General features: G+C 56.0%; 14 protein-coding genes. 6 read left to right on the forward strand and 8 right to left on the reverse strand.

Annotation, left to right across the window (positions count from 1 at the left end; all coding sequences use genetic code 11):
- Positions 1 to 8: 8 nt before the first annotated feature.
- The 4 genes from AC5S26_RS21660 to AC5S26_RS21675 all read right to left on the reverse strand — a co-directional run bounded on the left by AC5S26_RS21660 (position 9) and on the right by AC5S26_RS21675 (position 7,331).
- Positions 9 to 590, reverse strand: a complete 582-nt coding sequence (locus AC5S26_RS21660) for a triple tyrosine motif-containing protein (protein WP_494187026.1) — start codon at positions 588 to 590, stop codon at positions 9 to 11.
- Between the two features lie 198 nt (positions 591 to 788).
- Positions 789 to 1,247, reverse strand: coding sequence for a hypothetical protein (locus AC5S26_RS21665; RefSeq protein WP_494187027.1), 459 nt, complete (start codon positions 1,245 to 1,247; stop codon positions 789 to 791).
- A 1,865-nt stretch (positions 1,248 to 3,112) separates the two neighbouring features.
- Positions 3,113 to 3,250, reverse strand: coding sequence for a recombinase family protein (locus tag AC5S26_RS21670; RefSeq protein WP_494187028.1), 138 nt, complete (start codon positions 3,248 to 3,250; stop codon positions 3,113 to 3,115).
- Positions 3,251 to 3,818: 568 nt separating this feature from the next.
- A complete protein-coding gene (locus tag AC5S26_RS21675) occupies positions 3,819 to 7,331 on the reverse strand; it encodes a TonB-dependent receptor (RefSeq protein WP_494187029.1) in 3,513 nt (1,170 codons plus the stop codon).
- 721 nt (positions 7,332 to 8,052) lie between these two features.
- Between AC5S26_RS21675 and AC5S26_RS21680 the strand changes: the two genes are divergently transcribed.
- The 6 genes from AC5S26_RS21680 (at position 8,053) to AC5S26_RS21705 (ending at position 11,917) form a co-directional block, all read left to right on the forward strand.
- Positions 8,053 to 8,502: a carboxypeptidase-like regulatory domain-containing protein gene (locus AC5S26_RS21680; protein ID WP_494187030.1), complete on the forward strand. Its 450-nt coding sequence runs from the start codon at positions 8,053 to 8,055 to the stop codon at positions 8,500 to 8,502.
- Between the two features lie 38 nt (positions 8,503 to 8,540).
- Complete coding sequence (locus AC5S26_RS21685) at positions 8,541 to 8,825, forward strand: TonB-dependent receptor plug domain-containing protein (RefSeq protein WP_494187172.1); 285 nt, start codon at positions 8,541 to 8,543, stop codon at positions 8,823 to 8,825.
- A gap of 8 nt (positions 8,826 to 8,833) precedes the next feature.
- Positions 8,834 to 9,028: a hypothetical protein gene (locus tag AC5S26_RS21690; protein ID WP_494187031.1), complete on the forward strand. Its 195-nt coding sequence runs from the start codon at positions 8,834 to 8,836 to the stop codon at positions 9,026 to 9,028.
- Positions 9,025 to 9,432 carry a hypothetical protein gene (locus AC5S26_RS21695; RefSeq protein ID WP_494187032.1) on the forward strand — a complete coding sequence of 136 codons (408 nt, stop codon included), beginning with the start codon at positions 9,025 to 9,027 and terminating at the stop codon, positions 9,430 to 9,432. Before AC5S26_RS21690 ends, AC5S26_RS21695 begins: the two co-directional genes overlap by 4 nt.
- Positions 9,429 to 10,370, forward strand: coding sequence for a TonB-dependent siderophore receptor (locus AC5S26_RS21700; protein ID WP_494187033.1), 942 nt, complete (start codon positions 9,429 to 9,431; stop codon positions 10,368 to 10,370). The genes AC5S26_RS21695 and AC5S26_RS21700 overlap by 4 nt, the downstream gene beginning before the upstream one ends.
- A 284-nt stretch (positions 10,371 to 10,654) precedes the next feature.
- Positions 10,655 to 11,917 (forward strand): MFS transporter, encoded by a 1,263-nt coding sequence (locus AC5S26_RS21705; RefSeq protein ID WP_494187034.1) that lies wholly within the window; start codon positions 10,655 to 10,657, stop codon positions 11,915 to 11,917.
- Between the two features lie 391 nt (positions 11,918 to 12,308).
- Here AC5S26_RS21705 and AC5S26_RS21710 read toward each other — a convergent pair whose 3' ends face one another.
- From AC5S26_RS21710 to AC5S26_RS21725, 4 genes are all read right to left on the reverse strand, one after another.
- On the reverse strand, positions 12,309 to 15,974 hold the full coding sequence (locus AC5S26_RS21710; protein ID WP_494187035.1) for a BadF/BadG/BcrA/BcrD ATPase family protein: 3,666 nt from the start codon (positions 15,972 to 15,974) through the stop codon (positions 12,309 to 12,311).
- Between the two features lie 57 nt (positions 15,975 to 16,031).
- Complete coding sequence (locus AC5S26_RS21715) at positions 16,032 to 17,189, reverse strand: hypothetical protein (protein ID WP_494187036.1); 1,158 nt, start codon at positions 17,187 to 17,189, stop codon at positions 16,032 to 16,034.
- 8 nt (positions 17,190 to 17,197) lie between these two features.
- On the reverse strand, positions 17,198 to 17,497 hold the full coding sequence (locus AC5S26_RS21720) for a hypothetical protein (protein ID WP_494187037.1): 300 nt from the start codon (positions 17,495 to 17,497) through the stop codon (positions 17,198 to 17,200).
- A gap of 64 nt (positions 17,498 to 17,561) precedes the next feature.
- On the reverse strand, positions 17,562 to 18,848 hold the full coding sequence (locus tag AC5S26_RS21725) for a radical SAM protein (RefSeq protein WP_494187038.1): 1,287 nt from the start codon (positions 18,846 to 18,848) through the stop codon (positions 17,562 to 17,564).
- Positions 18,849 to 18,985 lie beyond the last annotated feature (137 nt).

The raw sequence follows: 18,985 nt of genomic DNA on the forward strand, positions 1-18,985 counted from the left end.
ATGCACAATCAAGATTGCGCGTGGATCGCTCCAAACGTTCCATCGTTCGAAGCGATCACTTCGAATCGATAGGTACCTGGCCTGAGCCCGTTATACGTCGCTACCCGTTCGACACCCGCGTCGTGCCATTCTGATTCAAGTCCGGCGAGGCGGTATCGGAACGTAAGGCGCTGCGGCGACAAGAGATCTACCGCCGTGAACAGGAATTGAAGCCGATTGGTTCGAGCTGGAACGCTCACCTCCGGCTTTAGCATATAGGGCTTATCGTCGGCGCTGAAGCCAGTGAGGTGGACCGATGGCTTGAACGCCGGAACCATGTTCTTCTTCGGATCGAGACTGATGCCCCCGTTCCGCATTGCGAACCACAGAAGACCGCGCGCATCAGCGATCGCGCTGGATGCATAACCAGCAGTTGCTTGCAGGTCTTCCGGCAATCCGGTGGACGTATCAAAGCGTTGAAGAGGAGCAACGCAGTCCTTTCTACGTCTGAAGTCTTCGATTACATCGCTAGGGACGAAAGTGATACCTCGTGTTGAAGCAAGCCACAGCCCGGAATCATTTCTTACGAGTCCTGTGACGAAACCGATCATGGCACCAGAACATTTACTCAGTTGGAAGAAATCAGTTCCGATCAAAAGAGCGATTCCGGACTCTCCTCCAACCCAAACATCCCCCTTTCCGCCTCCGATCAGGTTTGGTCGGCCAAACGAATTTAGCGGCGGGAGTTTATGCGAAAAAGGTACGATCGTTCGATTCCGAAACGACACCATTGCCGAGTACGTACCAGATCATGCTGTGATCATCCGTGAAGGCGGAATGAAGACTCCAGTCTGGATGGGCCGACAAGCTTGAGGGTTTTGCCATTGACCATTTTTCAGGTGAAACTCACCGCTTCCGGCAATAGCCACATGGAGGATTCCCGAACGATCTTCGCATATGGATGTGATGATCGGTGCGTCAGACGTGCCATCCGGATGAGAGATCGATGCCTCCTTGGGGAGCTTAACCGCATGAAAGCCCTCTGCGAGGGTCCATAGCGTTAGTCCATCGTTGGCACCAATCCATGTCTTCCCATTTGAATCGTTGAAGGTTGTCAGGATGCCCGCGGGAGACTTCGGAATTGCTCGATTGTGTGCGACGTCCACAATACCCCTCGTGCCGTCGCCCGCATAGACATATCCATCCGGTCCACGCATCAGTACCCAGGAAGAAGATGCCGGCGTCAACCTTGTCCAACGGATTGGCATTGGTTGGAGGCGTTCCAATCCCTCAGTCGTGGCGAACCAGATATTGCCTTGCGCATCCTCGGCGACACCGCTGACAAATCCCCCAGTGGCAGGAACGAATTGCGATCCCCCGTTCGAAAGTTTGCTCGGACTGAATTCTCGCCTAGGGGAATTTCCTCCGCCGGATTACCTTTCCATGCAGCTCTTCCTTCGGTCGCGGCCCAAAGTTGTCCTCGCGAGTCGCGCAACAAGTAGCCTGTCGAATTCAGTGGCTTCCAATCCGAGACGAACTCTCGCGGCGGTTCGGAAGAGATCGGTTCGAGTCGATGGTGGTTGTTTTCCATCGACCAAATGGATCGATCTTTGCCTTGGACGATGCTGATCGCCATCTCTTCCGACGTTCCGGGAACCACATTGAAATGGTTCTGTCCGGGATCGAGGTAGTAGATGGAATGACTCGACGGAACCCATAGGCGGCCCCGGTCGTCGGTGTAGACAGCCCAGGGAGATCGACCTGGATAACCGCTTTCGCCTCCGATACGAGTCCAGTGCGAGTGCGTAAATTTTTCCAGGCCGCCCACAGTTGCCGCCCAAAGTGTTCCATCAGGAGTAGTCGCAAATCCACGGACACGAGCAAAGGGAAAGCCGTCCTGTTCGGTATAACGGGTCAGTTTTCCTTCGTGAAGAACAGCTGCCCCGCCGAGGGCATATCCAATCCAGAGGTCCCCTGAAGAGAGTGGCAGGATCGACGTAATGGAACCCGATATCGGCGCGCCCCTTTGCTGACGAACTGCCCGGAACACGAGGCCATCGAAACAGAAAAGTCCTTCGGATGTGGCAATGAGGAGAAAGCCGTCGGGCGCCTGGGCTACCGCTTACGTCGTCCCGTAGAGGCCATCTTTGACGGTCCACAAGGTATGCCGGTAGTTCTTGCCACCCAGGGTTTGGGATCTCCCTCCATATGCGGGGCGTTCGCTGTGGCGCAGACCAACGAGATGAGTCCAACAAGAAGCGCACCAAGCCGCGTTCTCCGGGTTCTCACCCTGCTTCGTGTTTGAATCCTTGACCGAATAACAAATATACGTCTGTCATTTGGCATACAGAGGGAGCTTGTCGGAGTAATTGAAGCGCGAGATCCGCTCACTCAGACCATTTTCCCATCAAACTGTTATCCGAAACCTATGGAAACCTGTAGGCAGGAGCAAGACCATTTTTGTTCCAATTGCCACCGTCGGATACCGGAGATTCTGCGCTGAAGAGAGGTACAAAATAAGGACTAATCACACGCAATTCGGGGCGACACAAACTGCTATCCACCCCGTACCTCTTGAACACCTCATCTCTTTCCGTATAGGGTACGAGGTTCAAGAGTCTACGGAAGAAGCGACGCTTTACACATGGGGTGACCAGCACCTCGCTGGCGTCACGTTGAATTCCGTAGGCGCCGAACAACGCACAACTCTGTCCACTACCATCTTTTCGTCATGATCGGGGCAGAACTGAGAACTCTTACCTCCTTCCATTGCTCTCGATAGCCACGGATTTGTTCTCACGAGTAGCCAAGCTGATGCGCAGAACACTCCCTACGCCGGACACGCTCAAACCCCGCCAAACTTCCTTACGGGACATGTATGAGGAGGACGACGATCACGAAGCAGAAGATGGCTCCGAGATGATAGTTAGTCACCCCGTTTCCGAAGCTTTTGACCACGAAAGCGCGCCCGAGGTTTCCTCGCTTGTGCGATCGGGGCGACACTGGTCGATGCCTTTCAGTTTTACCGGTTCCGGTCTAACGATCCGGTCAATGGTGGACTTCGACACGCTGAACATGGTTCCCAGCTCGTGCCTTGAATACCGATTACTGTCCCAGAGGGAACGGATTTTATTCATCTGGTCTTTTGCGAGCTTCGGTCTCGACCACCCAACTGACCACGAGCTTTTGCAGCAGCCAAACCCGCCATCGCCCGCTCACGGATCAGTTCCCTCTCAAACTCGGCCAACGATGCGAATACATGAAAGATCAAGCGCGCCCGGCATCATGGTTTGTATCGAACTTCTCCTTCAGAGGGACAAATACAACCTTGCGTTGCTGGAGAGTGTCACCGTCTCCAGCTAGTCAGCCAATGATCTTCCCAAACGATCGAGACGCCAAACTACGAGAGTGCCGCCTTCCTGACCCGACTAGAAGCGAACATTCCCCTCGGGAAGATAGGTGGAATCACCGATCCCCTTCCGTCTCTCACTCAGTTTTTAAATCTCGTCACACCATTGAAAGCGGCGAACCTGACATCGCGCCAAACGACGCCGTTCCCTGTAACGTTTCCAGACAAGCCATTTTGCAAGGCGCAAAATGGCTTGCACCATTATGAATCCACGTCATCCGCTCGCACCCTTCAAATCATCGAAGTGAAGCTTCACCCCTCGAAAAATCAATGAAGCCATTCGGAAGGCGTCTCTTCGCTACAGCCGCTCTTACGCTGGTGCGTGCTTATTAGGATGCCGCGCCAAATAAAGGGGATGATAAAACGTTTCATCCAACGGCTGCCGACAGTCGGCAGCCGTTTGGTTGGTTTTGTTCGAATGTATACAATTTCAGAAGGTGATCTTCACCGAGCCCTGAAAGATACGAGCCTGGTTGGCGGTGGTTATGATCTGGCCGAAGGTATTGGAGGTAAGGTCGGCGTTTTGTCCGGTTGTTCCACCGGGGGTTCCAGTGGTATTCCCGGTGGGGACGTTGAAGTTGGGATGGTTCAGGACGTTAAAGGCTTCCAGACGTAAGGTCGCCGCCAGGTTCTCGTGAATCGGAAAGATACGCGAGATCTGGGCGTCGAACTGGTAGTTGGTGGGGCCGCGGAAGGAGTTCTTGCTAATGTTTCCGTAGGTTCCGTAACCGGGACAGGTTGCGGGTGAGAGCGGGGTCGGGCATCCTGCTGTGACCTGTGCGAAGGCGGCGGGGTTCAGATAGCCGCGGTTCGCCTGGCCCGACGCTCTACGGATGGGTTGTTTAAGGTAGGCGGGAACACCGGGAATAAGGTTGGGGCGGTCCGAGGCGACTGCGGTAAAGGAGTTGTCCTGCCCTGACCTCACGGTAAAGGGCGCTCCGCTCTGGATATGAATCAGAGGAGCGAAGATCCAGTTATTCACCAGCCATGCCTTGATTCCGGTTAAGGGAAACTTGCTCTGGGTGATCAGGACGATGTTTTCAACATGGCGGAAGTCGGAGCCGCAGGGGCCATAGTCTCCCGCCGGATTGTTCGGGTTCTGGAAGCTGTTTCCGGCGGTATCGCCCTGCGCATCAGAGAGGCCGAGGCACTTCGACCAAGTGTAGTTGCCCAGCAGGCTGAAGCTGGAGGAGAGACGGTGCTGGATGGTGGAGATCAGGCCGTTGTAGTTCGACATTCCGTTGTAGTTGATCAGGGTTGAGCTATTGCCGCCCGCATACTGATTTCCCTGAAGGGGGTTAGCGACGGTGAGAGCGAAGCGTTGCGTCTGATTGGCGACTGTGGAACATGGAGTCCCGGCCGCGCCGGCTGGTTTGCCCGCGGGGCCTGTGGTTACGACTCCTGGGCAGCCCGTGCCATTCGCCCCCCATACTCCGGGTACATAGATGGCCGGACTAAGTGGAGTGCCTGCGGGAGCGTGGACGGTATGGCTGCCAATGTACTGGACTTGTAGCTGCCACTGTCCAAGCTGTCGTTGCACACTGGCTGTCCATTGTTCGGTATAGGGGGAGCGGTAGTGCGGTGGCAACACAATGTACTGCGACTGAGCGAAAAACTGCGCAATAGCAGGAGTTGGAACCTGCTGTTGCGGGAATGGATTTGTCGTGACCGTTCCTGCAGACCAGGGTGCCGAAAAATTGATGGGGCCGGAGTTTGATGTCTGCGTTTGTCTGATGGCGGTGGCGAAGGGTGGGTTCTGCTGGTTACGTTGAGCGGTGAAGTAATTCACTTGGTCGTAGGCGATCTCGGCACCAGCGCGGATGACTGTCTTGCCTGTGCCTGTGGGATCCCACGAGACACCAAAGTTGGGAGAGAACTGCCAGGGTGAGTTCTTGGTGAAGGTGTCGGATACGCCGGGATCACCGAAGAACATCGCTCCCGCAGGAGCATTCGGGTAAACCGAGCTGACTCTGTTCGCCAGGAACGCCGCGTTGTCGAAGCTAACCCCGCGATGGAAATAATCGAAGGGCATGAAGTTGGGGCTCCAGCGCAGACCTGCGATCAGGGTAACGTTGGCGGTTGGATGAAAGGTGTCCTGAATGTACAGACTCGGAATCGGTCCGCGCAGAGCATTCTGCTGCTGCTTGCTCTGCTCGAAGGTGCCTAGAGTTCCCATCAGGAAGTCCAGATTAGGATCTCCGCCCGCCGATCCTCCATTCGGCCCGTTCCTGCTGTATCGGCCGTCGAAGGTGAAGACACCGTTGGTCTCGTAGGCGTTAGCGATGTTGAGCTGGTTGCGCGCATACTCTCCACCGAAGACGAGCTGATGCTTGCCTAGCATCAGAGTGATGTCGTCATCAAAGGCAAGCGTGTTGTCATTGAACTTGGAGTTCGAGTTCGTGCCGCCGCCGATGGTGAACTTGTTCGACGTAGTCATCTGCAGGCCGTTCGTCTGGCCTTGATAGAGATCGACGCCGAGATCGGTTGCGTTGATGTTGTTGGCCGCGTATCCGCGATTGTTGCGGCGTCGCAATACTGTGATGTGAGCCGTGTTCACCATCCTTGGAGAGATCGTATAGGCATCCCCAAAAGTGAACGATTGCACTCGTTGCGAGAGCCCGGCCTGTGTGCTGACGAAGATGTTGTCGGGGTAGAAGAAGGCCGGTTGCTGATAGCCGTCGATGAAGTAGCGGCCGTACAGGTTATGTTTCGAATTGATCGTGTAGTCGACTCTGGTGACGAACTGGTTATCCGCGGTCTGCAGGGGGATGGAGTAGAAGACACGGCCAGTTGGATCGCTGGGATCGGGCTTTGGAAGGTAGCTCAATAGCTTGAGCGACTGAGCGTTATAGTTTGGCGTGCTTGGATATTTATTGCCGACCAGCTTAACCCCGGTGCGCGGGTCGACCAACTGGCCGCCGGTGCTCGCCGACCAGTCGCCAGCCAGATTCGCGGCCGTGGGTACGAACGCCTGCTGCGAGGCCTGTGACTGATTGGAACTGGTGCGCTGATATCCGGCGAAGGCGAAGAGTTTGTCTCTGAGAATGGGGCCGCCAAACGTACCGCCGTATTGATTCTGATGCAGCGTGTCCTTCGTCGCCGAAAAGAAATTAGACGCGTTGATGTAGTTGTTGCGGATGAACTCAAACGCTGAGCCGTGATACTTGTTCGTGCCCGAGCGCGTGACCACGTTCACAAGGCCACCGGTGTGCATGCCGTTCTGCGCGCTCAGTGCTGTCGATTCCACGCTGAACTGGCTGACGGCATCGGGGAACGGGAACGGAAGGTTGCCGTTGGCCATGTAGTCATTGTTGGTGCCGCCATCCAACCGCCACATCGTGGTGTTACCCCCGCCACCGGCAATCGAGACTGAGATCGTCTGATACGTGTACTTGCTGCCCGTAAAGTCTCCCGCGGGGGCTGGCGTCGAGCCTCCGGAGAGGGTGATCAGGTTGGTCATCTGCCGTCCGTTAAGCGGCATTTCGGTCACCGTTTGCTGATCGATCGTCTGCTTGAAGGAGGCGTCCTCGGTCTGCAGTGCCAAACCCTCGGCCTTGACTTCCACATGCTCGCTCTGACTTCCCACGGTCATCGGCACATTGATCGAGATCGCGCTGCCAACCTCGAGCACGATGCCCGTCTGTGTGTACGTCTGGAAGCCTGATTTGGTGACGGAGAGATTGTAGGTGCCAACCGCAGTGTTGGGAAAGCTATATTGACCCTTGGTGTCGCTGACGGCGGCGCGGGTGACGGATGTAGCAGAGTTGGTGAGAGTGATGGCTGCATCGGGAATGACCGCGCCCGTCTGATCGACAATATTCCCCTGCAGGCTGGCATTGCCCGCGGCTTGTCCAGCAAGGAAAGGAGTTGTAGCGACCAGGAGAAGAAGCACCACAATACACAAGAGGAGCATATTGGACAGTCCACTTTGTCCATGAGTCATGACATTGGCCTCGGAAGCGATACATGTTTGCGCTTGTTGAAGCACCGTTCGCGACCAGAGAACAGACCCCAGCAAACGCGGAAGGACTATATGGATAACCTTTTGAGGCTGTCAATGAAAATGATGTTGCCATTTACCTTTCCGCGGTAAAGAAGAAAGCGACCGGTAGGACCAAAATGCAGATTTGAGGTCGGGGTCGAGTAGAGAAACCTCAGGGCGGAAGCCGGTTTTCTTGATCGGAGGTTATTTACGCGCCAGAGCGATCCCAGGGATTCCCTGAAGGTCATCGACGAAGGAAATGTCATGACTGCAAATAGGGCCATCTCGGTGAACCAATAAGATTTTTGCTCGAAACCACGCCAAATACGTATGGTGATATACGACTTAACAGTCGTATATCAATTCAAAGCGATCCCCGCAGCAAATCTCTTGGCGGAGGACTGCAGGGATTCGGCGACCACAACCCGAGAGCTGCGGATGAAACCCACTATATAGTGTTTCCCCGGCTCTTCGATATCTGGTTTGCGCGACTGTTTGCGCAGGCTATGGAGTGTTATGGAAAGAGCCTTTCCTTGTCTTGCTTTCCGGAGCGAGTTGTTCCGGATTTTTCTCTTGGTGGTGGTTTTGTTGGGGGTTGCCGGTTGCGGGTAGATCCCAGATTCAGGCGGCTTCCGGAGCGGTTGCGGAGTGCCGTCGCAGCCGATATGCGGTGGCTGGCTCGATGTCGGATACCATCGGAGGACTGGTTCCATTTGCGCGGGTGAAGGCGACCTGCGGCCAAGTTTCACAGGATACGCACGCTGATGAGAAGGGTGAGTATCACCTGTCGCTGGCTCCAGGCGAGTATCAGCTGGAAGTGACTTCAGATGGATATAACTCTCGCGCAGAAACCCTGCATGTTCGCGATGATACCGCACAGGTTGCGCCGGTAGTCACGCTGGCGATTGAGTCGGCGAGCAGCTCGGTAACGGTGAGTGCGGAAGGCATGACATCGAGCTTTGCGGCGACCTCGTCGAAGGTAGATACGCCTATCCTCGAACAGCCTTTTTCGATCGATACGATCACGCACGATCAGATGATTCAACACAATCCTCAGTCCGTGGCTGAGGCAATCGGGTATACGGCAGGCGCGCAGACACTGTCGGTGAATGGGCCAGCAGTGGCGCGGTAGATTCGTTTTCTCTGCGTGGCAATGCTGCCGATGAATATCTGGACGGCATGCGAATTCCACAGGCGTTCAACGCGGTGCAGTCGGGGCCTGGAAGCCTGCAACTAGATCCGAATGACATGGAGCGGATCGACCTTCTGCTGGGGCCGAGCTCGACACTTTACGGACAGAGCAATCTGGGTGGCATTGTGGATGCTGTGAGTAAGCACCCTACGGCAACGGCGTATCGTTCGCTGCAGCTACAGGTGGGAAGTTATGACAGATACCAGGGCGCGGGCGATTTCTCTGGTCCTCTGGCGCACACAGGCGCACCGCAGTACAGGTGAATGGCCTGATGCGACGCGCCAATACGTATGTCTACGGCATTCAGGACAACCGTCTTACGGTGAATCCGACTATCACCTGGCACCCTTCGTTGAATACAACGTTCACTGTGTATACCAAGTATCTTCGCAACACAAGCGACTCGATCACGGCGTATCTTCCTGAGGTGGGTACTGTGAGCTCGGCTTTGGATATCTGCCGGTGAGCATTAATGTGAGCGACCCGACATACGACCGCTACAAGAAGAACCAGTTCTTTACCGGCTACAGCGTGGACCACAAGAAGCGCAGGCCGATGGACAGTACGGCATCAGCTCCGATATGCGTGGATGAATGCCAACTGGAACTCTCTTTACCTGATCGGTATGCGCCCTACGGTGTGACAGCGAACCGAATGAACTTTGTGGCGCTTCCTAAGATCGAGGGCATGCAGACGGATACACATGCCTCGACGACAGCACGCACAGGAAGGATTCGTCACGCCTTGCTGGGCGGTCTGGACTTCCAGTGGCAGCGATACAACAACGTTCAGGGATTCGCTCCCGGAAGCGCCATCAACATCACCAATCCCGTATACGGGCAGGGAGACAAATTCCTGCGGCGAGTGTGAGCCAGAGGCAGAGCCAATTTCAGGACGGTCTTTATGGGCAGGAGCAGATGGAGGTCGCGCACTTCACGGTCGTCGCCGGGGTCCGCGTCGACTTTACCGCGCAGGATACGTTCGACAACCTGGCCAGCAAATCTCTGGCATCGCAGCGGCCGCATGCGTTTTCAGGACACGCAGGCGTCTCCTATCACGTAGCAGGATTCGCACCCTACTTCAGTTACTCGACGTCGTTTCTGACACTGGGTTCGGATGTGAATGGCAAGCCCTACGTTCCGATAACGGGAAGCAACCTTGAGGGCGGCGTGAAGTACCAGTTCACGCGGGTTCCGCTGATGCTGCGGGTCGCAGGGTTCAGTCTTCGCCAGCAGAACACGCTGCAGCCGAATCCAGCTGTGCCTACCACTTCGATCCAGACCGGCGAGGTGCACACGCCCGGAGCGGAGGTGCAGGTGAGCGGATCGGTTTTGCGAAGCCTGGATTACACGGTGAGCTACACACACATCGATCCGCGCAACACGATCAGCACGTTCTATCAGGGCAAGCAACCGGTGACAGTGGCAAACAACACCGCCTCCACATGGCTGCACTACACGATTCGCCACGGATTACCTACCGGTTTGGGACTCGGCGGAGGGGCACGGTTTACGGGCGGCTCGTGGGGAACGGTGACGAATGATTTGCGCGTAAACGGATTCTTATGTGCCGATCCATCGGCGCGGGCTGCACCATTGACATGGTTGCGCTTCTGGCATCATTTGGCTCCTAACCACTGGTTCACGGCCTTCGATGCCGCTGTATATTACACGCTGGAGCGGTGGCGATTCGCCGTGAACGCAACCAATGTGGGCAATCGACGTTATGTGAACGGATGCTCGAATGCGTTCTTCTGCGCATATGGCCCGGCCCGCACCGTGATCGGTACTGCAACATTCAACTTCTAACCTGAGGAGCTTGTATGAAGTTTTTTATCGCCCTTTGCACTTCGTTTGTTGTTGCCGTTTCGCAGACCGTTCGACCCGCAGCCATCGTGGAGAACCTTTCTCCTGATAACAAGTGGTCTTAAATCCACCGCAAATCGAAAGCCAGCCCTGCAAGATCTCCGTCCACGACATTGGCTGCGAAAATTCGATTAGATCGCACCTATGCTCCACTCGATAGAATGGAGCCAGAATATCTCGGTGGCCCCGGCGAGATCAGACAGCGCCTTTGCTAAAAGAAGAGGACCATGAATGTAACCCCTGGCTCCCGAAGCCTTCGCTGGCACCAGACCGTCACGCTGGCGCTGCTCTTTCTTGCGGGCATCGTCAACTTTCTCGATCGCTCCTCGCTCTCGATCGCGAACACCACGGTTCGAGCAGAGATTCACCTCAACGCCACGCAGATGGGGTGGCTGCTCTCTGCCTTCTCCTTCGCCTACGGGATCGCGCAGCTTCCGCTGATTGGTCTGCTCGACCGCGCGGGAACACGCATGGTCCTCGGCGGCGGGCTCGTCCTCTGGTCAGCCGCCCAGATGCTCACGGGGCTGGTGCGCACGCTGCCCACATTTCTCTTCCTTCGTGTTCTCCTCGGGACCGGCGAGGCTCCCTTTTATCCTTCAGGGATTCGCTCAGTGCGTGAATGGTTCAGCCAGTCCACACGCGGACGCGCCACTGCTCTGATGAGCTCGTCGTCGACCATCGGCATGGCGCTGGCCCCTCCGCTCCTCACCTGGATCATGCTGCGCATGGGCTGGCGATCCATGTTCATCCTGCTGGGCGTCTCCGGACTCGGCGTCGCTGCACTCTGGATTGCGCTGCATCGCGCGCGTCGCGAGACTGTTCACGCCGAAGAGCCTCAGGTCGCCGCGTCGAACGTGCCATCGGAGTCTGCCTGGCGCGTGCTCATCCGCCAGCGCGCTGTGTGGGGCATGATGCTCGGCTGGGGAGGCATCAACTACACCGTCTGGCTCTATCTTGCGTGGCTGCCCGCCTATCTTGAGGAGCAGCGCCATCTTCCGCTGGCGACGAGCGGCTGGATCACCGCTCTGCCCTTTATTGCAGGAGCGCTGGGCATGTATACGAGCGGTACTCTCTCGGATCGACTGGCTCGCACCGGCCTTGCCCTGACGACAATCCATCGCCGCAACCTTGTCGGCGGCATGATTGCCTCGGCCGCCGGAACCTTCGTTGTCTCGCACAGCCAGTCGACCACGCAGGCCGTCGCAGGAATCAGCGCTGCGCTGTTCTTTATCCACTTCGCCGGAACCTCGGGGTGGGGATATGTCCAGGCAATCAGCCCGTTGCGTTATGTTGCTTCGCTGGGGGCACTGCAAAACTTCGCCAGCTTTATGATCGCCTCGGCCGCACCTGTGATTACCGGCTGGCTGCTCGACCGCACTCACTCATTCAGCATCGCCCTGAGCGTCTGCAGCGCGATGACATTGCTGGGAGCTATCAGCTACGCCACACTTGCGGCTCCCAGCGGAATGCGAATCGAAGAGAACGCATAGAGCAGAAGGCGCGACTGTAGCTTCCGCCCCAAAAACGTTGGTCATACACGATGTTGACGATCAGATCACCGTCAAAGATTCGGCGAGCAAATCGGCGAGACTCATTTGAGTGTGGCGAAGGAAATCTACTATCCGGGTTGACCTCATGGCGTTAGACTACCCGTCAGGATTGAAATGGACGCCGACCTACTGCAGTCTATGACATCAGTTCGAAGGCCGCAGGCTGAATCTTTCCTGCCGTGGCAGATCATCATCTCTTGCAGGTCTGCCGCGATCTAGTCGCAATCTGGCGTGCCGGTCGAAATTCCTACCGAATTCTCGGCGTTGTGACGGAAGCCGGCAGCTTACTTGTTCGAATTCGGCTTGCCTTGGGACTACACGAAAAAGATGGCTAAACGAAGACAAGCCGCTCCGATTCCAGTTGAAGCGCATACTCTGCGAGCTTCACTTCGATGTCGGCCTCGATCTTCCGCCGCTTGATGACGTCCTCCCGGTAGCGGCGCAGGAAGTAGTCGATAGTCTCCACGCGAATGCGGATCGAGCCAGATGGCTTGTTCTCATCGAGGTCCTTGAAGGAGAAATACGGCGTCCCCGACTCTTCGATGATTCCCTCGATGACGCCATAGATCGGAGCATCATGGCCGCACTTGAAACTCGAGACCTCAAGTGCAACCAGGTTGGGATGACGCGCGGTAAACTTCGCCGCCCATACCTTGTGGTTCGTGCTGGTCGAATAGCGATTCTTCCATACGTCGCTGATATCAAGAGGATGCGTAATCATCCCCGCGCGCACCTCATCGCCAAAGAGCCGGTCGAGCAGGTCTTTATCGAGTGGTAACGTGCTCTGCGAAAAAACCGGGTAGCCGAGCTTCTGGAACTCTTCCATGATCTCGTGATTCAATCCGGGATCGTGGTGATAGACGCGCCCCAGCATCACGATTCCGATGCGGTCCTCGCGCTCAAGCTGATCGAGCGTCTCGCGCGCCTGGCGGCGAATCTCCGCCTCGCAGTCGATCAGGGCCTTGAACCCGGCCGCGATGGCGCGATCGTTCTCCTCGCGGGAGAGCCCCAGCAACGGAGACCATGCCTTATACATCTGCTCCGCGCAGATCTTCTGGTCCTGCAGGTTAAGAATCGGGTCGAGGTACGTGATGTTGTTTTCGGTGAATATGTCGCTCTCCTTTGTGAATGCGGCTTTCACGACCTCAGGAGTAGCGGTTACGGTGGGACAAGCGTTTGATCCCGTCAGGTTAACCAGTGGCGTATGAAGCACGTCGTACATCGGGAACCACACGGCGTTCAGTGGTTTCTTGCTGTGCTTCGTGGCGAGTAGGTTGTAGACGTGCGCAATGCCGATCTTCGACGGATAGCACGGATCGATGGCTCCCCGGCTTGCTCCGGCACGGTAAAGCTCCGGCGTCGTGTAGTCGGAGTAGAGAATGTTCTCGGCCTTCAATCCCAAGCTCGCAAAGTAGGCATTGAACAGCGTAGCGTAGGTGTAGGTGTTAAGCAGACGTGGAATACCAATACGGAAGTCCTTCCGCCGTTCCATCAAGGCAGCCCGCTCTTTCACGCTCTTTGAAACGAAGAGGCCCTTCGTACTCGGAATCGCATCGGCGACCTTCTCCACTGCGCGGTGGCGAAAGACATCGCGCGCTGCGACGTCGACGAAGTTGGGATTCGCTTCCTTGATCTTGTCGATATCAGCTTTGATGTCCTTCATGTCGTCCAGGTCTTCCACGGCGCCCTTCTCGCAGGTGGCGATAATCAGCCGTTGCTCCCCGACCCGGAGTGGGACCTTCGTCTTGCGCGGTTGGAAGTCAACCGGCTTCGGCAGCTCAATCACGTTGCTCGAACCAGGAGAGATCTGTATCTGCACCAGTGGTTCCATCTTTGCCTTGAAGGGGGATGAACTGCCGCAGCTCCCGCCCGTGCTACATGAGGAGCCGTGTGACTCGGCTGCAGGAACATTGGCCTGAATCTGCTCGAGGCTGGGCAGACTTTCTGCGCGAGCAACCTCCTCCGGAGTTGCAAGGCGATCGGCCTCCGCGGCTGCTCCATTTACATCCACGTCAATGAACGTGCGCAGGCAGTTGTTTTTGCAGAAGTAGCAACGCGTGTCTTCATTGCGCGTGGTGCGATAACGAATGTTCCGTACCGCCTCAAGCCCGATAAAGGTTGTCTGTTTCCCGTTCTTCCATAGACGCAGTGCCTCCTGCGCTGCGCCTATCGCTCCTGATTCGCCGCAATGCTCATGCACGATGATCTCCGGCTCTTTGTCGTTGGAGCGGAAGCTCGACTTGATGAAATCAACCTCTGCCTTGACGACGGCCATGTTGTTTTGCGTCCCGCCCTGCAGCACGAAGCGCGATCCGAGCGAGGCGAGATTCGGGATGCTGGCCACATAGAGAAAGACATTCTTGGGGAGTACGTCTGCGAGTCCGGCAAGGATCTCTTCCGAACGCCAGCCCTGACGCTGGAAGTTCACAATGTCCGATTGCATGAACACAGCGCAGCCATAGCCGAACGAAGGCATCGACTTCGCGGCGAAGGCGATATCGGCGAACTCTTCCACCTTCATGCCGAAGCCTTCTGCGGTCGACTGAAGGAAGTATCCATTTCCAGCGGAGCATTGCGTATTGAGCTTGAAGTCCTTCACGCGGCCGTCTTTCAGGACGATCAGCTTGATATCCTGACCACCGACGTCGATGATGACGTGCGGGTCGTCATAGAACTTCAGCGCTGACTCTGTGTGGGCCACCGTCTCCACCAGCGCAACATCGGCATGCAGAACGTCTTTGAGGATGTCCTTGGCGTATCCCGTGGTTCCTACACCCAGCACCTCCATCGTCGCACCCTTGCTCTCGATCTGTTCGCGCAGTTTCACAAACATCTCGATAGCATCCTGAATCGGATTGCCGTTCGAGAGCTGATAGGTCTTGCAAAGGATGTCGCCTTCGGTGCCCAGCAGAACAGCCTTCGTCGACGTGGATCCGCCGTCTATGCCGACGAAGCCGGTGATGACCTGCTGGGGCGCAAAGTCTGCGGGAATGAATCTCTTGCGACGATAGGCCAATTTGAATTCATCGAGCTCGGCGTTATCGGTGACAAGGCCCTTCGTACCCGACGCAGCCTTTTCCTCCGCGCGTCCGTAGTCAATGTAATAGGCGAGCTTATCTATCCCCAGATAGCGCCCAATGGAAGCCTCTTCATCTTTGCCGAACTCGACCGATCCAAGCGCCGCGAAGTACTGTGCATTGTCAGGGACCTTGATCAAGTCTTCCGGAGTCATCCCGTTCGGAATCTCTACATTGCGTTCTTTCCACATTCGCGGAATATTCGTCTGCCACGCCTCGCGCATGCCCCGAATAAACCCATTGGGGCCACCGAGAAGAAGCACATGCGGCCGCAGCGTATGGCCTCTAGTGAGCACGCTGAGGTTTTGCAGCACAATGGCCTCAAACAGCGAGGCCATCAACTCATCTGGCGGCGTTCCCGTCTTCTGCAACCCGTTGATATCCGTCTCCGCAAAGACGCGGCACTTACCCGCCACTTTATGCAGTTTGACGCCGTGATAACCCTGGTTGAACAACTCGTTTGCAGGAATTTTCAGCTTCGCGTTGATCTTGTCGATCACAGCGCCAGTTCCCCCGGCGCACTTATCGTTCATCGACGGGATCTTTTTCTTACGCCCCGTCTCCTCGTCATCCTTGAAGACGATAATCTTCGCATCCTGTCCGCCAAGTTCGATGACAGAGTAGACCTCGGGGTGAAGTTTCTCAACTGCCAGCGAGACGGCGTGAACCTCCTGGACAAACTTCGCCCCTATCATCTCGGCAATCGTGCCACCACCGGAGCCGGTGACGAAGATGCGCGTGTTTGCAGCAGAGATTCCTGCCGCAGATTCCATACGCCGCAGAAACTCCAACACCTTCTCCGGTTGCCGTGTCTCGTGCCGCTGGTAGTCTTGCCACAGCATCGCATCTGTCGCAGCATCAACGACTATCGCCTTCACCGTCGTCGAACCCACATCTAAACCAACCAGAAATTCTTTCATCACTCGTTACCTCGGAGGGATTTGGAGATATCAGACTGCGTCGATGGAGTGAAACGGTTAGGCCACCTGCTCTTCTGAAACCGGGACGCGAGTCCGGCGACGGTAGGCTCGATCTTTATCCATAAGGTCGCTTACGTGCACGGCAAACTGCGCCGCAGTCCCGGCGAGGCCTTCTTGGTGGGGGACCTTGTACAGGGCCTGTGAAAGATGTTGGTGATCCTCAACATACTCGCGCAGATCGTCGAGCGACTTACCCGTCTTATCCAGCACGCCTTGAAACTCCGCGCGTGCCTTCGCCTTCGCCTCGGCCAGAGCCATCTGCACGCGACTATGGGCATTTACTTCGCCTTCGCCGGAGGTTTCAATCGGCAGGAAGATCATGTCCTTGTACTTGTTCACAACGCGTGACTGCACTCCATCAGACTGCGTGGAAGGCATGCAGCCGAATGGCTTCAGCGCAAGCACCATGTGGCACAGATGATTCAAGGTGTAGTAGACGTTCTTGCCTACCTCCATGAAGCCTTCTCCGCCACGCGCCAGTTGGTGGTAGAACGGATGCGCCAACCGCGACAGCTCCTTCTGCGGAACGAGATGATGCGCCGTGTCACCCATGTGCTTGATGGTGCGGTGATAGAAGTAAGTCCACATCCCACTGCCGACCGTCAGTCCGCCGGTCTTCTTGAAGAGTCGCATTTCGTTGACAGCATGTTTTTTTAGCTCATACCACTTCGGATCGCGATATGGTGCCTCGACCTCAGCGCGCGCCTTCGCTCCCTCTTTGGCGACGTACATCATGTATGAGATCCACGTAGCGATCGGCTCGACGAGAACCTGCGCACCTTCTTTCTCGAGGAACGCAAACATGTTGAAGTTGCCATCACCCTCAGTCGTCTGCGCCCAGAACTCGCCGGTAATCTTGATGACTGGCTTCACCCGCAGGCGATCTACCTGGATCGCGTTGATGCTGTCGCGACATGCGTGGAGCGCATCAACGTAATCCTTGCCATAAAGGTTGTCGGCAATCTTGCCCAGCGTGCAGCCGATGGCCTCCACTTTCTTGTGCTTCTCAAAATAGGGCTTCGCCCAGGTAGGCGCGGCCTCCATGATGTGCCATCGCTTGCGGTCTCGAAGTGTGTCGGTCAGGGTCTTAGCCGCCTGCTGAATCACCTTGTCCGTTTCGCCTTTGTTCACTTCAAACGGACGAACCTGGTACACCAGTTCATTCAGTACTCCTTGCCCGCCTGAAAGTCCGCGACGACTGGAGTCGGAATGTTTTCGCAGCGATACCCGCTGCCGTGGAAGACTGCCTTGATCATCTCCTCATGCTTCCAGGTAAGCCCGCCAAAGAGAATCGTGACGTAATCCCGTTCTGCCGCTGTGAAAGTACGTTCTACGGGTTTCTTGAATTCGCGCATTCGTGCGAGCCCTGCCTCGGCGCGGAGACGTGCCCGCTCGGCATCGATGCGGGATTGAATTTCCATTTCGAAATCAGTTTGAACGATCTCATTGACGACTTCTGGCATATGCGCCTCCCATTAGGTATGGTGATTGGTTGCAAGCTGTCGCGGAATGGAAGAAATCTCGTCCCTACATCTGTCCTTTCATTCCCTGGAATCCCTGCGCGAGTTGTTTGAAGAAGTACTTGATGACGCGCTGGTCGTTGTAGCACCAGCCAAGAATGTGGTTCAGAGTGGAAAAGCAATGCGTCTGGCAGCTTTCTTTCTGATGGTCCAGTTGCGTGGTATCAAACTTGTGATCGCCTACCGTCCCCCAGTTATACGAGGCCGTATACATCGGGAAGCACGGTGCCAGCGTTCCATCCACTCGGATAATCATGGAGTTCTGTCCGGCCCGGCAGTTCCACGGAAAGTGATTGCCTTTCATGAAGTCGACCATCTGCCACAGACGCGTGTTTGAGTTCACCATCTTGTAGCCGGAGTCCTGCTTCTCCGTCAGCCACTGGATCGTCTCTTCGACCGCCGGCCAGTCTTCCTTCGTGATGTACGTGACACTGTTGGCAGAGTGTTTGAAGTGTTCGTCCTGCTCAAGCAGAGGCGACTCGTTGATGTGATAGTCCGTCGCAATTCCATAGTCGCGCGCAATCTCCGTCAGTTCCCGCACGTCATTCAGGTTGTTGCGGCAAATGTTGATATTGAGAAAGACGGAGTAGCCATATCCATACTGCTTTCGAACGAGGTAGTCGAACTGTTTGCGAATCGGCACCAACGCCTTCGGCAGTCCCGGCTTGATGTCCACCGCATCGACAGCGATGTTGAATGTGGAGATTCCCGCATCCGCCAGCTTATCGATCACATCGGTACGCAATAACCGCGCGTTCGTCGGCAGATAGATCCAGAAGTTCTTCTTCGCAGCGTAGTGGGTAATGCGATGGATTAATTCGGGTCGTAGCAGCGGTTCACCGCCCATGTAGGCAAGGACCCGGCATCCCGTGCCATGAAGCCAGTCGACCGAGCGCTTGGCCGTGTCCTCCGTCATACCTTTTACTTTGTTGTCGAAGGCCCAGCAATAGTGGCAATCGAGATTGCACTTGAACTCGGTGAAGAGGTAAGCGATGAGTGGATGAAAGTCGCCTGCGGTAACACGCGACCGGATGTAGGGGAACAGCCATCCTTGCAGAGTGTGGTAAACCTGCCCGGGAGTCCATCGCCGCTTCTCAGGAGGCACCCAGTCGTCGGAGAAATCGACCTCTCCAAGCAGTTCTGGATGCTCCGGGAATACTGGATCCGGAAACGTCTGCGGCTCACCGACCGGCCGTAGACCAGTCGACGGAGTCGTGGGCTGTGTCAGTAAGGTGTGCAAAGGAACATCAAGCCTGAACGCTTGCGCTGACTCAAACGGTTCTTGAGAAGCCATCTGTGCCTCCTACTAACCTTGACCAGTGGCAGACAACAAAGCGGCCCAGGGAAGTCATGCAGCACTACATCTCTGACGCGGCGGAGGATACTGTTGAAAATGTCTCTCACGATACCGGAGAAATAAGAGATCTCCCC

This window comes from Edaphobacter sp. FHG110511_03, assembly GCF_059115365.1.

Coding starts and splice junctions, on each gene's coding strand:
- AC5S26_RS21690 (WP_494187031.1), top strand. CDS start 8,834: ATGCGACGCGCCAATACGTATGTCTACGGCATTCAGGACAACCGTCTT.
- AC5S26_RS21675 (WP_494187029.1), bottom strand. CDS start 7,331: ATGACTCATGGACAAAGTGGACTGTCCAATATGCTCCTCTTGTGTATT.
- AC5S26_RS21725 (WP_494187038.1), bottom strand. CDS start 18,848: ATGGCTTCTCAAGAACCGTTTGAGTCAGCGCAAGCGTTCAGGCTTGAT.
- AC5S26_RS21660 (WP_494187026.1), bottom strand. CDS start 590: ATGATCGGTTTCGTCACAGGACTCGTAAGAAATGATTCCGGGCTGTGG.
- AC5S26_RS21705 (WP_494187034.1), top strand. CDS start 10,655: ATGAATGTAACCCCTGGCTCCCGAAGCCTTCGCTGGCACCAGACCGTC.
- AC5S26_RS21665 (WP_494187027.1), bottom strand. CDS start 1,247: ATGCCAATCCGTTGGACAAGGTTGACGCCGGCATCTTCTTCCTGGGTA.
- AC5S26_RS21680 (WP_494187030.1), top strand. CDS start 8,053: ATGTCGGATACCATCGGAGGACTGGTTCCATTTGCGCGGGTGAAGGCG.
- AC5S26_RS21720 (WP_494187037.1), bottom strand. CDS start 17,497: ATGCCAGAAGTCGTCAATGAGATCGTTCAAACTGATTTCGAAATGGAA.
- AC5S26_RS21710 (WP_494187035.1), bottom strand. CDS start 15,974: ATGAAAGAATTTCTGGTTGGTTTAGATGTGGGTTCGACGACGGTGAAG.